This window comes from Delftia sp. WSY_22 (genome assembly GCF_043104185.1).
Classification (GTDB): Bacteria; Pseudomonadota; Gammaproteobacteria; order Burkholderiales; family Burkholderiaceae_C; genus Comamonas; species Comamonas tsuruhatensis.
Genome location: NZ_JBICKN010000017.1, coordinates 145,424 through 159,860 on the forward strand (window position 1 = coordinate 145,424; position 14,437 = coordinate 159,860).

A 14,437-nucleotide genomic window follows, 5' to 3' on the forward strand; every position below is an offset into this window, starting at 1 on the left:
GCTCAGCCCTTTCCAAATATCTGTTTTTTGTTAACGGGGCCCTTAGGCGGCTCAACCCCTTGAATAGCTGATCTTAAATATCCTGGGATAGATTTATGCCAGTAAATTGTTAGAGCAGTTTTTGCTCTTGTGATGCCTGTATATATGAGACGTCTTTGTACTCCACCCATCCGATATAGATAGTCCAATCCTGCGATATGCAAAGCGCGAAACTCAAGACCTTTCGCTGCCGTCAAGGTTGATAGCCAAATTGGCTTGCTAGAGTCAAAACTCTTAACGTTTGCCCGAGTGATGAAATCCCCCAGACCCAAGTCAATCAGACCATTATATATGGCAGTAAGCTCTTCATTACGCGGACAAAGGATTCCGATAAGATCATCAGGGTACGCGAATCGCTGATCTTTAATCTGATTCGCCATTGCCGCAATCTGTTCATCAAGCGTCAAACCACCTTTGGGCATGAATGTCGAAGGATACTCAGCCTCCTTGTAATTAGTGCGCGCTTGGAGTGGCTCATAATCAGGAGCACCTTTCATGATGCCATCAGCGACACGGCATATTGCGATGCCGTTGCGGAAGTGAAACGTTAATGGGTATACCTCCTCCGTACAGGCAACGAGAGCCTCAGAAGAGTCCTCTACATCGTAGATCTTTTGACGCGAGTCTCCTGCGGCAATAAGCACTTCCGTCAACCTACTCATCAGTAAAATTTCTTGCGGTGTATAGTCTTGGGCCTCATCAAGCAGTAGGGCCTCAAACTGCACTCCCACCCGTCCTTCGTCAATCAACTTTTGCAGCCTATTCGCCCGCTCGGCTCTGGCGGCGTTGTGCTCTAGCTCCTCATCTTCTACACCTTGGCCCTCAGCACGCAATATGTCGTTAAACAGCTTAGCTTGTGTAACGATGTTCTCACTAGGAAAATCGTATTGATGTCCCCCGATCTGAATAAACTGCTTTAAAAGTGAACCGAATACAACGATATGTAGATTCGGATAATCACCTAGATAGAGTTGATTAGCACGCAATAGCAGTAAATTTGTTTTACCTGATCCAGGCGGGCCCTTTATTAGCAGCCTCCTATCCTCGCTGCAGTCCAGCAGGCGGGCCTGTTCAGGGACCAGATCGTCTTCATCTTTCCACCAACTGTCACTCACTCTGCTACCTCCTTGACTGCCAATTCAATTATTTCGTCAATACCAGGAATATCGTTCGTCTCGACGCGAGCATAGGCATTATCCAGTGCACTCATGAAGATCGCTTCTAAATTTGAACCATCGAGTAACTGCTCGAGCTCACTCGATTGGATAAAATGTCCAATCGGCATTTGGCTAGGCAGAATCTCTTCGCATGTCATTGCAGCTGCAGCCTCGGCACGAAAGATGGGCTTTCCGAAGTTCTCGTCAATCAAGGAAAAGCGGAGTAAAAAAGTTAGCCGAAAGTCTATTCCCTTTTGAAGGTCTTTTTCAAAGTGAATGCAAGTTTCGCAAAATCCCCGCTCCGCGTCCTTCACCGACTTGGTTGTACGAAGGGGAAATGCCTGAAGATCGTTCATCAGGGAGGCGACTCTTGACTCCACACGGTTGCAAACGTCATCGAGAACTCTTCGACTCAGCTTAGAGACACTGGCTGATGGTTTTGACTGTATCGCAGCGACTTGGAAGAATTTTTGTTTCTGCTTAATGCGATCTCTAGCCAGCGACAGAGTGTTAGGTGGATCAACTGGGAGGGACTGAAAGCGCTCCCAGTTGACTAGCTCAAGGCGAGTGGCAGGATTTTTTAATAAACAATGTGTAGCCAGCGCGACACATCGCGCATTGGAGGCATGAATGATTGGGATTTTCTCGAGCACTGCCTTCACCAATCGCGGATAGGGCTCGGACTCTTCTTCAAATAGCACGCGCCTCATTAACAAATCGTGTAATACAGCGCCAAGCTGGTAGAAGGTCACCGCACGCCAGCCTTCTAACGTATCTTCTTCTTTACGCTCCAAAAATTCGGGCGAACTGTACCGCAATGTACCAATAAATGGGCGTTGATCAACGTCGGTTAGGTTGGAATAGCCAACTGGTCGCAAAACACCAAGATCAAGAAGGACTGCTCTGGAAAAGTCCGGTGAAACTACAATATTTTCTGGCTTGATGTCGCGGTGAATAAGACCTCTGTCCTCTAAAAACCTTGCAGCCGAAGCGATTTGCGAGATTAGAGTTGGGACAGTTTCCGGCGGAATCTTTTGCAGTTCAGTGTGCAGATTGGGAAAGAGCAGCTGCTCCATGACGACATACAAATGTCCAGTTTCCTCACATTCGCCGCCGGCTAGGATACGGATCAAATTCGGATGTGAGAAACCAACCAAACTCTTTTCACGCAATATTCGTTCCAGCTGGATAGACTTACCGTAGCGTTGAATGAGCTCTGGATGAAATACTTTAATGGCACCAATTTCTACCCCCCTTACACATCGGAGCACCACGGCCGACTTTCCAGCGCCAAGGAATTCGCTAATGTGCCAGCCACCTACAGTGGTGTTCTGTAGACTATTCACCAAGATCTCGGCCTGAGCTGCATCCATAGAAAATACTCCCTCAAAGTTATGTATCAATCTTATAACAAGAAATGTTACGCACTGCAACCATTAGATTTGGCACTTAGAGCGCAAAGTGAAGACATTGTGTTGAATCAATTGGTTGAATTCACAGCTGAAGCTGGTACATGGAGGTTTGCAGGGGATAGCCACTCCTGGTGGATGCCTGTCCATCTTCCAAGTTGGCGGCTCGAGACTGGCCTCCGCTTGTCAAGCTCTACCGCCGAAAGTAGATTGTTCGGGACACTTCACGTCGCGCGGATCACCATGCCGATACCACAAAAGTCAGCCTGCAAGGCGTACTGGGAATCGCACTCGATAGCTACTTTGTAGACCGTTGCTTCCAATCACGAGGGATAAGGCCCTTGCCCGACGCCTTGGTCCAGCGCTCCTTCGTCGCTGACACATAGCGAGGGTCCGAAGGAAAGTAGGCATGCTCCAGCAGAAGGACTTGCAAGCCGCTCCGCGCCTCCACCTCTTTGAAGAGGAAGTCTATGTGCTGTCGCATGGCCATGTAATCCTCGTCGTTGGAAATCGAGATTTCATCCGATCGGGCTTCATCCACGTCAGGTTCGACCTCGGAGCCATCCTCATCCACGTTGTCCTCAGCTTCATCGGAGCTCCTATCTTGATTGGGGAAGTAGGGGCGGCTGAGCTGGTCGAAGACGATGAAGCCGGGTACGGGCCTGCGCTCTTTCTCGAAGTGCCTTTGCAGCCCAAACGCCAGTGCTACGTGGACTGCCAGCCAGTTTTGATCCGAACCAAGATCCGCCATCGAGAGCACCGCACCTTCAGGCCCAGCCTCAATGACAGAGACGGAAGGCTCCCGGGCCGAGAAAATGAGCTCTGCATCAACACATGGCTCAACCTTTGGCAAATTCGAGAAAGCTTCAGAGGCGTAATGTGAGACGACTGCTTCCGCACGGCGCATGCGGATTCGTCGGTTGTCAGCGTCAACCTGCGCTTCCAGTTCCGCAATTTCATCCCGCTGTTTACTCAGGTCTTTGGCGGGCCTCAGAAGCTGATCCTCGACGGTTTCAAGGAAGTATGTCGCCTTGCCTCGGAAGAAGGACTGAAGCTGAGCAAGGTCGGCAAATTGCTTGGCCTCGGCAATCTGGTTCAGCGCAGATGCGACTGCAGCATCAAGCTCTCTCAGAAGTCCGCTGAGCTCTTCAACCCGCTTGTTCAGCTGCTCTGTTGCTTCGCCAATCTGTGGCCGAAGGCGCCCAACTGCGCTCGTCTCTGCACGAATAGTCTCAAGCGATCGCCTCATGGCAGTGGCAATTTCAGTGCCGGCGGCCGTTTCAGACTCACAGACCGGGCACTTTGTGGGCACCTCTAGCAGGTGAAGATGCTCGGCAATGCGCAGTTTCTGTTGCTGGGTACTGACCGCAGTTTCGTAGTCCAACGACTCCTGTTCCGTCACGGCCAGCGCTCGAAGTTTGCGCTTAGCTTGGCTCAACTCCTTCAGTGCGGCTTGGCGGCGCTCCTGCAAGGTGTCAAGCTGGTCAGCACCTGGGTATTGCAGCGGACGAGCTGCTGGCGACGCTGCCATGCGTAACATGCCGATGAGAAAGGCTTCGTCAGCCCCTTCGGGCGGCCGCTCTGTCAGTCCAAGTTGCTGCGCTTCACCAAGCAGTACCCGCGACCTCTGCTTTAGTACGCTGTCCCTTGTGACTTGAGCCTCTTCACGAGCAGAGTCGATCTCCAGGGCTCTGCGCGCCTGTCGAAGGCGCCGCTCGGCGGCCACCGTCGACCCAGTCACCACGCCCAGAAAGTAGGGCATCGTGGAGATGATGGGGGGGGCTTTGCGATTGTCGTCAAGTCCATGCAGCAGGACCGTCTCGCTGTCGATAACCTCCTTAGTGACAAACACGTACGGCGTAAATTGGCGGATCGACGGTCTGTCCAGCCCGTCTCTCTCGGGTTGCCCGGAGTCTCCTATGGGCATTACCTCGATGCCGAACGCCTCGCCTAACCTTGCCTTACTGACTGGGACGAGCCCTCTTCCTTCAAACTCGTCTACAGAACGAGGAATCTTTAGGTTCCGCCCCGTAGTCACATACATGTAGGAGTTTGGCGCTTTCCCGACAAGTGGGACTTGGCGGCACGAGATCATCTCATCGACACCCCTTACCCACTTGACGCCAACAGCAACGCAGCGGCGTCGTACATAGACAGGAAGCTGGCATTTTGACGACCCCAGGCAATAGTCCAATGCCTTGATGACCGCCGACTTGCCTGTGCCCGATGCGCCGGTAATGATGTTCACACGGCCAGCGTCCAGCTCAATGATGCGGAAAGCACCTTCCTCGCCAATGAAGAAGACGCTTGCGATGTTCCATCGCTTCATACAGAAACTCCCAATGCTTCCAGGACAGACCTGGGCGAGCCCATCCCGGCCATCCAGATCCCTAGCAGACGGGCCCGCTTCAAGGCAGCGCCAGCCACACCGGTCGTCACCGCCGCCGGTAACGTCTTCCGGAAGCTCTCAACGTCGCCGTTGGTTGTGAGCTTGAAGATGCCGGCGATGCAGCCAAAGCGGATGGCTGTCGTCGTAATTTGAAGCGTCGAGTTGACCTTCTTGGCCAAGTCGACTGACACATTCGGGTTGCGGCTCATCCACAGGGTGAACCCAGTCTCCCGATTGCAACCGTCAAAGGTCGTCGCCAAGTCTTCCGAGATCACGAGGGGTACAACCAAATATACCAACGCCGCAGCGGGACAGGCCCCATGCCGTGCTGCTTGGTAGGCTGAACAAAACTGTGCAAGCACCGCACCGCAGAACGCTGGATTGGTCTCTGCAAAGATGTCACGCGCAGCAATCATGGGCAGTCCTTCAGCAGGGTCACGTAATCAGGGTGCCAGCCAACACTCTTCTCAACCGCTAGGACCTGATAGCTGCCGCGCACGTAATAGGAGGCGTTCCAGTTTCTAGCGAAAGGGTCGACTTTCAGGTGGGCCTCACTGAACGACCACTGAAAGACTGCCAAGCCGGCAGCCCGCTTTTCCTCTTCCGGGGCTGACTTATGTTTCTCGGCCATCGGCTCGTGCAGATCGCTCCATTCTTGGACCAGATACTTGTCGTATCGATCGATACGGCTAGCCATGTCAGCGCGAGCGGCCATCCACTTATGGCGTTGGGACCGTGCTTTCCATTCTTCGCGTTGCGCCGACCGAATCTCGGACTTGGTGCAGCTCACAAGCTGCAGCTGCCTCGCAATCATCGACGGCGGGCTGTGGTCGTCGGGGGGAACTTCGAATTGGAAGTCCGCGAGCAACTCGTCGCGCGCCAGTTCGCCCGCCATCTCGAGCAATCGCTGCTGAACCTCGAGTGTGGTGATGTACCTCTCTCTTTTGGAGCAGAACGAGTACACGATCTGCATATCCCACCACTCCATAAGGCGCCGCGAAATTTCTTCACGCTGGTCGGGTGGGAAGTTCGTGAGTGCGTTCGTGATGTCACGTTGAATCTTGTTGATGTCATTCGCACCAGGCCGGATCGTCGCCTTAGACAGGAGCTTCTCGCGGATCGTTGCCGGGAGCGCGAGATAGGCAGAACAGCCGGGTAGTCGCTCGATGTGCGGCAAGGACTTCTTGCCATTCTGCTTGGCTGCAGCATGCTCATTCACTACGCGATGGGCCTCCGCCTCCAGAAGCGTCAGAAGACCCGTGCGCGAAGCTCTTTCATCAAGGAGCGGCGCCAACACGCTGCCGGGCGGCAGGGGCGCAACAGTGACGAGTTGGAAGTGCGTGTCGTCAAGGCTTACCTTTGACAGCACGTCGATCCATGCCTTGAGCGTCTTCCAGAGGGCCACGGAGGCCAAACTCACCCCAGCGGGCTTCTTGCTAAGGGAGTGCTTCAACTGAACGAGCAGCGATCTGCCATTTAGCGCAATCTCCACATCGTCTAGACGCTCCAGACATACCGCAGCGTCGTCTTCAATGGCGTTGACGATAAGCAGCAGCCCGTATAGCGATTGATAGTAGAACCCCAATGCCGCATCGATAGCGGAGTGATCGTCTATTGTGACCGTTGTCGCAGAACTCACGTTGTCGCCCTGAATCTCTACTCGTTTGCCACAGGTGTCGGCCTCTAACCGATCAATCATGCGGCGGTTGGGTTGCTCTCAAACTGTAACAAATTTCAGTGCACAGCTGGCAAATTTGGACGCGACAACTCCGAGGGCTTAGATTCGTCGGTAATTTTGGACTCGCAGAGTGGATGACAGAATCGCCCCGTGATCGATCGGAAGCCAGCGGCATGCCTGAAGATGATGAATGCTAGGTGCAATAAATCAGGCATTGAGCTCCGAATAGCGGCCGACGACAACAGCTGCCCAGGGAGCGCTGACTGAGGCGGTGCGAACGACCTCAAAGGGTCGGCACGAGCCAACCGAACTGCACGAAATCACTCCTTCGAGCCGGTGCGCGGCGAGCCGAGCAATCGCCGGTCGTGACCAACCCGACCAGCAGCAGCCCAATCTGCACAACCCCAGCAAAGAAAAAGCGCCCGAAGCACAAAGCCCCGGACGCTTTCTCACCCCTATCTACCTGAAGTTGCACTCACCGAAGCCGCGCTTCAGTGGAATTGCTCCTCTTCCGTGGAGCCGGTCAGCGCCTTCACGCTGGACGAGCCGCCCTGGATCACCGTGGTCACGTCGTCGAAGTAGCCTGCACCCACTTCCTGCTGGTGCGACACGAAGGTGTAGCCTTGTTCGCGGGCTGCGAATTCGGGCTCCTGCACCATGTTCACGTAGTGCTTCATGCCTTCGCCGTTGGCGTAGGCGTGGGCGAACTTGAAGGTGTTGAACCAGTTGATGTGAATGCCGGCCAGCGTGATGAATTGGAACTTGTAGCCCAACGCAGACAGCTCTTCCTGGAAGGAGGCAATCTGGCTGTCGTTGAGGTTCTTCTTCCAGTTGAACGAGGGCGAGCAGTTGTAGCTCAGCAGCTTGCCTGGGCAGGCACCATGCACGGCCTGGGCGAACTCGCGGGCAAAGCCGATGTCAGGCACGCCGGTTTCGCACCACACCAGGTCTGCATAGGGTGCGTAGGCCACGCCGCGGCTGATGGATTGCTCCATGCCGTTCCTGACCCGGTAGAAGCCTTCCTGCGTGCGCTCGCCGGTCAGGAACGGCTTGTCGTTGGCGTCATGGTCGGAGGTGATCAGGTTGGCGGCTTCAGCATCGGTACGGGCCAGCACGATGGTGGGCACGCCCATCACGTCGGCGGCAAAGCGCGCGGAGATCAGCTTCTCGACGGCTTCCTGGGTAGGCACCAGCACCTTGCCACCCATGTGGCCGCACTTCTTCACGGCGGCCAGCTGGTCCTCGAAGTGCACGCCTGCCGCGCCAGCGGCAATCATGTTCTTCATCAGCTCGAACGCGTTGAGCACGCCGCCGAAGCCGGCTTCGGCATCCGCCACGATGGGCAGGAAGTAGTCGATGAATTCCTTGTCGCCGGGGTTGATGCCACGGCTCCACTGGATTTCGTCGGCGCGCTTGAAGGTGTTGTTGATGCGGCGCACCATGGTGGGCACCGAGTCATAGGCGTACAGCGACTGGTCGGGGTACATGGTTTCGCTGGTGTTGCCGTCGGCAGCCACCTGCCAGCCCGACAGGTACACCGCTTCCAGGCCGGCCTTGGCCTGCTGCATGGCCTGGCCCGCAGAGATGGCGCCAAAGGCATTCACGTAGCCTTTCTTGGCACCGCCGTTGATCCTGTCCCAGAGCAGTTCCGCGCCGCGCTGGGCCAGAGTGTATTCAGGCTGCAGGCTGCCGCGAAGACGCACCACGTCAGCGGCGCTGTAGCCACGCTTGACACCCTTCCAACGGGGGTTCTGCGCCCAGTCTTTCTCAAGGGCGGAAATCTGTTGTTCGCGGCTCAGTTGCTGGGTCAGGGATTGGGGCATGTTGCTCTCCTGGGAGGTTGTTGAAACAAGCGGCTTTCTTGCGTCGGCCTTGGGATCAAATTTAAGTCTTATAGAAGACCCAATCAACATCTTGTGTCTTATACAAGACTAAATTTTTCTTCATAAAAATCAACAGCTTATTTTCATATTTTTCAATGTGAAATTGCATTTCTCGTATTGAGAAAAAATGGCGCAACGCAGCAATTCATCTTTTCACAATGCAAAAAGAAGATTCCATGCAGTGAAAAATTGCCACAGCATGGCAAGCATTCGCGACACAGGCATGTCACGGGTGCCTGCCGTGCCCGCAGGTACCATCGCGCGTTCAGGCAGCGCCACCGCCGCCCCAAACTCCACAAGCCGTGAACACCTCCCATCGCAGATCTGCCTATGCCTGCCTGGCGCTGAGCATGTCCCTGGTCGGCAGCTATGTCGCCCTATCCAAGCCCTTGGCCGCCATTTTTCCGGTGCTGTTGCTGGCCTGGCTGCGCTTTGGCATAGGAGCCATCGCCATGCTGCGATGGCTGCGCAAGCCGGCTGACGAGGCTCCCTTGCCGCGCCGCACACAAGGACTGCTGTTCCTGGAGTCGCTGTTCGGCAACTTCCTCTTCACCATCTGCATGGTTACCGGCGTCAGCCTGACCAGCGCCGTCACGGCAGGCGTGACCATGGCCGCCATTCCGGCCGCCGTGGCCTTGATGAGCTGGCTTTTCCTGCGCGAGCGCGTGGCCGCGCGCACCTGGCTGGCCATTGCACTGGCTGTGACCGGCATAGGCTTGTATGCACTGTCGCGCCCCGACGCGGGCACCGCGGCAGTCTCTTCGACCTCGTCGCAGGCATGGCTGGGGCAGATGCTGCTCGTCGGCGCCGTGCTTTGCGAGGCGTTTTACGCCGTGATCGGCAAGCGCCTGACCACATCCCTGGGGCCCAAACGCATCACATCCATCGTCAACCTCTGGGGATTTGCGCTGTCAACTCCCTTCGGGCTGTATCTGGCCTGGCACTTCGACTTCGGCAGCGTGCAATGGAGCATCTGGGGACTGCTGCTGTTCTACGCCCTGGCTGCCTGCGTGTGGACCGTATGGCTGTGGATGACGGGCCTGCGCAGCGTGCCAGCCTCGCAAGCGGGCACTTTCACGGTTTTGCTGCCGATCAGCGCCGCCTTGGTCGGCATGTGCGTGCTGGGCGAACGGGTCACATCCATGCAGGCGCTGGCCTTCGCGATCGCCCTGCTGGGCATTTTTGTGGCTACCTGGCCCGCCCGAAAACTCTCTTCGGAACCTTCTTCCACAAGCGAAGTCCGCCGCCTCTGAAAGCGCTGGCTCCGACGGCCCTCCAGCCATGGCGGCCCCCGAAAGGGAGCAGGAATGCAAAAACTCTTCAAAAAACAGCGCCACAGCAACAAATCGAGGCAAAAATTTGACGGGTGAGCTTGGAAGACCGTTTTTTTCCCATTAGCATCAGCCTGCCAGTGGATAGCGACGGTTTTTCGCTGGTAAAGAATCCACTCCATACTAGGAACAAGCAACATGGCAACTGCAAAGAAGGCAACGGCTGCTCCGGCAGCTCCCGCAAAGAAGCGCACTCCCAACGCCGCCTTCATGAAACCCCTCACCCCCAGCCCCGCTCTGGCTGCCGTGGTGGGTTCCACCCCCCTGCCCCGCACCGAGATCATCAGCAAGCTGTGGGTCTACATCAAGGCCAACAAGCTGCAAGACGCTGCCAACAAGCGCATGATCAACGCTGATGCCAAGCTCAAGGAAGTGTTCGGCAAGCCCCAAGTCTCGATGTTCGAGATGGCTGGCCTGATCGGCAAGCACGTCAAGTAATCCCCGGGCCTGCCCCACGGATGAAAGCCGGCCCATGGGCCGGCTTTTCTTTTTTCCGGATGTCTGCCACCGGCGATGCGCCATCGCCCCCCTCCAATGCCATGAGCCAAGTGCCCGCACTGCAAGCCGTTCCCGACGGCATCATCAATCTGGCCGACCACGAGATCCAGGCGCGGCAGCGGTTGGACGACAACGCCTGGGCCTACTTCTCGGGCGGCGCGGCCGATGAGCACAGCCTTGCCGCCAACCGCAGCGCCTGGGATGCGCTCACGTTGTGGCCACGCGTACTCAGGCCTCTTGCAGGGGGAAACACACGGCTGCAACTGCTGGGGCGAGAGCTGGCCTGCCCCCTGCTGGTCGCCCCCATGGCCTTCCAGCAAATGGCGCATGCCGACGCAGAGCTTGCAACAGCCTATGCGGCTGCGGCGCTGGGCGCGGGCATGGTGCTCAGCACCCAGGCCAGCCTGCCGCTGGAGACTGTGGCGAAGGCCGCACAGCTCACGCCGACCCGCGGGCCGCTATGGTTCCAGCTGTACCTGCAGCACGACCGGGGCTTTACCAGGCAATTGATCGAACGGGCCGAGGCGGCAGGCTACGAAGCGCTGGTGCTGACGGTGGACGCCCCCGCCAGCGGCGTACGGGACCGTGAACGCCGCGCGCGCTTTAGCCTTCCCGCCGGCATTTCTGCCGTCAATCTGCAGGGCCTGGCTCCATCTCCGGCCGTCCGGCTCACACCGGACCAGAGCGCACTGTTCGACGGCCTGCTGCAGCATGCGCCCACCTGGGATGACGTCGCCTGGCTGCAGCAGCAGACACGCCTGCCAGTGCTGCTCAAGGGGGTGCTGCATCCGGCTGACGCGCTGCAGGCGGCGAGATCGGGCGTGGCAGGCATCATTGTTTCCAACCACGGGGGACGCACGCTGGATACCGTTCCCGCAACGGCCACCGCACTGGCGCGCGTCACCAAGGCCTTGCGCAACTCGGGCCATGCGCTCCCTGTGCTCGCCGACGGCGGCATACGGCGAGGCACCGATGTGCTCAAGGCCATCGCTCTCGGTGCAACGGCTGTGCTGATAGGCCGCCCGATAATCTGGGGTCTGGCCAATGCAGGTGCCGCTGGCGTGGCCCACGTACTGAGGCTGCTGCGCGACGAACTGGAGGTCGCCATGGCCCTGACAGGCTGTGCAACCCTCGCGCAGGCCACTGTGGAGCTACTGGATACCGAGTAAAGCGCAAGGCCATACAGCCCTACAGACAACCAAGAATTGCAAATGCGATGAATTCTCATTTATAATTTTTCATCTCATCAATAGCCAGCCATTACTGCCTGTAGCCATGATCGTCTGTGTATGTCGCCGGGTTTCCGACCGTGAGATCGCACGCCACGCTCACGCTGGCATGAGCTTTGACGAAATCCAATTCGAATTGGGTATCGCCATGCAGTGTGGCCGGTGCGAGAGTTGTGCCCGGGATGTGGTGGCGCAATGCTGCGCAACCCAGCCCGTGGCGGCCATACACAACGAGATCGCGGCCCAGACCGTCCAGCTTGCCAACAATATCCTGGAGAGCAAAGCATGGTCCTCCTCTCAGCACTTGTCGGCAGCCTGATCCTCGTCGTTACATGCACCTGGTGGATCCTGCGCAGCTGATACTCCGTCTTCCGAGCGACAGCACCCGGCACCTATCCGCTGTCAGCTCCTTCTGTCTCTATGTCCCAGTCTGATCGTTTTGGCCCCCCCGGGGGCCTTGGCCGTAACGTGGCCATCGCGGGTTCGGTCGTGGTCTTGCATGCAGCAACCCTCTGGGCGATGCAGCATGGCCTGCTCCAGCGCGCCCCCGAAGAGGTCATCGTGCCAGCCCAGGTGATCGCGGAATTCATTTCGCCACCCGCGCCCGAGCCCGAGGCCCCCAAGCCACCTCCGCCGCCACCGCCCCCCCCCAAGCCACAGCCGGTCGTGAAGAAGGCGCCGCCTCTGCCCAAGGCCATTGCCGATCCCAAGCCGGCACCTGCGGCGCCGCGAGGCACGCTGGAAGACGAGCCCAAGCCCGTGGTGGAGGCGCCGCCGGCCCCCCCGGCACCGCCCGCCCCACCTGCCCCGCCCGCGCCTCCTGCCCCTCCGGCACCGCCCAAGATCGAGCTGCCATCCAACAATGCCGCCTACCTGAACAACCCGGCGCCCAACTACCCTGCCATCAGCCGGCGCATGGGCGAGCAGGGAACCGTGATGCTGCGCATCTTCGTGGATGCGCAAGGCCTGCCTCAGAAGATCGAGGTCAGCAAATCCAGCGGCTACGACCGTCTGGACCAGCAGGCCGTGGACGGCGTCAAGAACTGGAAGTTCGTCCCCGGCAAGAGCAACGGCACGCCAACCCCCATGTGGGTTACGGTCCCGGTCAAATTCACCCTCAATTGATTCTCAGGAGTATCCATGGATTCCCAATTCGGCATTGCCCACGTCTGGACGCAGGGAGACTTCGTCACCCGTGCCGTCGCCGTCATCCTGCTGGCCATGTCGGTGGCCTCTTGGCTGGTGATGATCATCAAGGCCCTGGACATCGTGAAGTTCAAGAAGTACGCCCGCAACGCCCAGGACTTCTGGCACAGCCCCGACCTGGCCAGCGGCCTGGAAAAGCTCGGCAATGACCGGTCCAACCCCTTCCGCTACCTGGTGCTCGAAGGCCGCGAAGCCACTGCCCACCACCGCAAGACCAGCGCCCACCTGCACGACACGCTTGACATCAGCGACTGGGTGACCCGCTGCATGCGCAACGGCATCAGCGAGTTCACGGCCCGCCTGCAATCGGGCCTGGCCATTCTGGCCTCCGTGGGCTCTACAGCTCCCTTCATCGGCCTGTTCGGCACCGTCTGGGGCATCTACCACGCACTGGTCGCCATCGGCCTGTCGGGCCAGTCCTCCATCGACAAGGTGGCAGGCCCCATCGGCGAGGCGCTGATCATGACGGCCCTGGGTCTGGCCGTGGCCATTCCGGCCGTGCTCGGCTACAACGCCGTGGTGCGTGGCAACAAGTCCATCCTCAACGCACTCAACAGCTTTGCCCACGACATGCACGCCTACTTCGTGACCGGCGCCCGTGTGTCCATCGACGGCAAGGAAGCCGGCAATGTGCTGCCGCTGAAGAAAGGCGCGTAAGCCATGGCATTCGGAACAATGGATGATGACGGCGAAGAGGTGATGAACGAGATCAACATGACGCCGCTGGTCGACGTCATGCTGGTGCTTCTGATCATCTTCATCATCACCGTGCCGGTGATGAAGCATTCGGTGAACGTGGACCTGCCCCGCGCCACCAACCAGCCCGAAGACGTCAAGCCCGCCACCGTGCGCCTGGCCGTGTCCGCTGATGGCCAGTACCACTGGAATGGCGTGGCCGTGAGCGATACGCAGTTCGAGGAAAACCTCAAGGCCGAGGCAGCCAAGGAGCCGCAACCCGACCTGCACATCCAGGGCGACAAGGAAGTGCGCTACGAGCGTGTTGCCCAGGCCATGGCCGCCGCCCAGCGTGCCGGCGTGCGCAAGATCGGCTTTGTGACGGACCCCGTCAAGTAGGCCGCGAGAGCGGCATTCGTTGCCTGGCGCTCAGCGACAACGGCCCTTCGGGGCCGTTTTCCATTGCGGCCCGCTCTTGGAACAAGCTCGCGAGGTGATCAGGCGTTCGGTCGTTCGGGGGGCAGAAACCACAATGAGAGTAAGTCTCACTTGATTTTCAATTGAGAATTGTTATCATTCACAAAACTTTCCAATTTTTGAGGAATTCCCTGCATGTCTGCCACTTCCGCCGCCACCTCGCATCTGTCCGGCAACTCCACAGCCCAGGCCTTTGCAGCGCTGCAGGCCGCAGCATCCGCAGCCCTCAGCGGGGCCGCCAGCGGACTCGACAGCACCTTGCTGCTCAATGGGCAAAAGGCTGTGACCATCGTGCACAACGGCACACCCTATCGTCTGCAGGCCACCAAGCTGGGCAAGCTCATCCTGACCAAATAACCAAGATTGCAGCCGTCGGCGGGTCATGTTCGGGTCCGCTGACCGCTTCTTTGTTTCATCGTGGGGCGACCTTGGGGCTTCCAGTCCCAAAGGTCGATTAGCCAGCCAA

At 58.0% G+C, this 14,437-nt stretch carries 14 protein-coding genes; 8 read left to right on the forward strand and 6 right to left on the reverse strand.

The window, feature by feature from the left end; all coding sequences use genetic code 11:
* Positions 1-2: 2 nt before the first annotated feature.
* From ACF8NF_RS09300 to aceA, 6 genes are all read right to left on the reverse strand, one after another.
* Positions 3-1,154 carry an ATP-binding domain-containing protein gene (locus tag ACF8NF_RS09300; protein ID WP_392450493.1) on the reverse strand — a complete coding sequence of 384 codons (1,152 nt, stop codon included), beginning with the start codon at positions 1,152-1,154 and terminating at the stop codon, positions 3-5.
* The gene (locus tag ACF8NF_RS09305; protein WP_392450494.1) at positions 1,151-2,569 is read right to left on the reverse strand and encodes a protein kinase; all 1,419 of its coding nucleotides are present in this window, start codon (positions 2,567-2,569) and stop codon (positions 1,151-1,153) included. Before ACF8NF_RS09305 ends, ACF8NF_RS09300 begins: the two co-directional genes overlap by 4 nt.
* A 334-nt stretch (positions 2,570-2,903) precedes the next feature.
* A complete protein-coding gene (locus tag ACF8NF_RS09310) occupies positions 2,904-4,934 on the reverse strand; it encodes a DUF3732 domain-containing protein (protein ID WP_392450495.1) in 2,031 nt (676 codons plus the stop codon).
* The gene (locus tag ACF8NF_RS09315; protein ID WP_392450496.1) at positions 4,931-5,410 is read right to left on the reverse strand and encodes a three component ABC system middle component; all 480 of its coding nucleotides are present in this window, start codon (positions 5,408-5,410) and stop codon (positions 4,931-4,933) included. Before ACF8NF_RS09315 ends, ACF8NF_RS09310 begins: the two co-directional genes overlap by 4 nt.
* Positions 5,407-6,693: an ABC-three component system protein gene (locus tag ACF8NF_RS09320; RefSeq protein WP_392450497.1), complete on the reverse strand. Its 1,287-nt coding sequence runs from the start codon at positions 6,691-6,693 to the stop codon at positions 5,407-5,409. The genes ACF8NF_RS09315 and ACF8NF_RS09320 overlap by 4 nt, the downstream gene beginning before the upstream one ends.
* 470 nt (positions 6,694-7,163) lie before the next feature.
* Positions 7,164-8,495: an isocitrate lyase gene (gene aceA / locus ACF8NF_RS09325; RefSeq protein WP_016448318.1), complete on the reverse strand. Its 1,332-nt coding sequence runs from the start codon at positions 8,493-8,495 to the stop codon at positions 7,164-7,166.
* A gap of 362 nt (positions 8,496-8,857) precedes the next feature.
* Between aceA and ACF8NF_RS09330 the strand changes: the two genes are divergently transcribed.
* From ACF8NF_RS09330 to ACF8NF_RS09365, 8 genes are all read left to right on the forward strand, one after another.
* On the forward strand, positions 8,858-9,808 hold the full coding sequence (locus ACF8NF_RS09330) for a DMT family transporter (protein WP_046988750.1): 951 nt from the start codon (positions 8,858-8,860) through the stop codon (positions 9,806-9,808).
* Positions 9,809-10,024: 216 nt separating this feature from the next.
* A complete protein-coding gene (locus ACF8NF_RS09335) occupies positions 10,025-10,324 on the forward strand; it encodes an SWIB/MDM2 domain-containing protein (protein ID WP_012206418.1) in 300 nt (99 codons plus the stop codon).
* A 101-nt stretch (positions 10,325-10,425) separates the two neighbouring features.
* Positions 10,426-11,553, forward strand: a complete 1,128-nt coding sequence (locus tag ACF8NF_RS09340; RefSeq protein ID WP_193726212.1) for an alpha-hydroxy acid oxidase — start codon at positions 10,426-10,428, stop codon at positions 11,551-11,553.
* 106 nt (positions 11,554-11,659) lie between these two features.
* The gene (locus ACF8NF_RS09345; protein ID WP_016448321.1) at positions 11,660-11,932 is read left to right on the forward strand and encodes a bacterioferritin-associated ferredoxin; all 273 of its coding nucleotides are present in this window, start codon (positions 11,660-11,662) and stop codon (positions 11,930-11,932) included.
* 101 nt (positions 11,933-12,033) lie between these two features.
* A complete protein-coding gene (locus tag ACF8NF_RS09350; protein WP_016448322.1) occupies positions 12,034-12,738 on the forward strand; it encodes an energy transducer TonB in 705 nt (234 codons plus the stop codon).
* Between the two features lie 15 nt (positions 12,739-12,753).
* Entirely contained in the window at positions 12,754-13,476 is a 723-nt protein-coding gene (locus ACF8NF_RS09355; RefSeq protein WP_016448323.1) for a MotA/TolQ/ExbB proton channel family protein, read from the forward strand.
* A gap of 3 nt (positions 13,477-13,479) precedes the next feature.
* A complete protein-coding gene (locus ACF8NF_RS09360; RefSeq protein ID WP_016448324.1) occupies positions 13,480-13,893 on the forward strand; it encodes a biopolymer transporter ExbD in 414 nt (137 codons plus the stop codon).
* A gap of 213 nt (positions 13,894-14,106) precedes the next feature.
* Positions 14,107-14,328 (forward strand): hemin uptake protein HemP, encoded by a 222-nt coding sequence (locus tag ACF8NF_RS09365; protein WP_016448325.1) that lies wholly within the window; start codon positions 14,107-14,109, stop codon positions 14,326-14,328.
* The last annotated feature ends 109 nt before the right edge of the window (positions 14,329-14,437 follow it).

Bases quoted from the DNA above. Each gene is read 5' to 3' on its own strand.
- ACF8NF_RS09320 (WP_392450497.1), bottom strand. From the start codon at position 6,693: ATGATTGATCGGTTAGAGGCCGACACCTGTGGCAAACGAGTAGAGATT.
- ACF8NF_RS09335 (WP_012206418.1), top strand. From the start codon at position 10,025: ATGGCAACTGCAAAGAAGGCAACGGCTGCTCCGGCAGCTCCCGCAAAG.
- aceA (WP_016448318.1), bottom strand. From the start codon at position 8,495: ATGCCCCAATCCCTGACCCAGCAACTGAGCCGCGAACAACAGATTTCC.
- ACF8NF_RS09355 (WP_016448323.1), top strand. From the start codon at position 12,754: ATGGATTCCCAATTCGGCATTGCCCACGTCTGGACGCAGGGAGACTTC.
- ACF8NF_RS09360 (WP_016448324.1), top strand. From the start codon at position 13,480: ATGGCATTCGGAACAATGGATGATGACGGCGAAGAGGTGATGAACGAG.
- ACF8NF_RS09310 (WP_392450495.1), bottom strand. From the start codon at position 4,934: ATGAAGCGATGGAACATCGCAAGCGTCTTCTTCATTGGCGAGGAAGGT.
- ACF8NF_RS09345 (WP_016448321.1), top strand. From the start codon at position 11,660: ATGATCGTCTGTGTATGTCGCCGGGTTTCCGACCGTGAGATCGCACGC.
- ACF8NF_RS09365 (WP_016448325.1), top strand. From the start codon at position 14,107: ATGTCTGCCACTTCCGCCGCCACCTCGCATCTGTCCGGCAACTCCACA.
- ACF8NF_RS09305 (WP_392450494.1), bottom strand. From the start codon at position 2,569: ATGGATGCAGCTCAGGCCGAGATCTTGGTGAATAGTCTACAGAACACC.
- ACF8NF_RS09340 (WP_193726212.1), top strand. From the start codon at position 10,426: ATGAGCCAAGTGCCCGCACTGCAAGCCGTTCCCGACGGCATCATCAAT.
- ACF8NF_RS09350 (WP_016448322.1), top strand. From the start codon at position 12,034: ATGTCCCAGTCTGATCGTTTTGGCCCCCCCGGGGGCCTTGGCCGTAAC.
- ACF8NF_RS09315 (WP_392450496.1), bottom strand. From the start codon at position 5,410: ATGATTGCTGCGCGTGACATCTTTGCAGAGACCAATCCAGCGTTCTGC.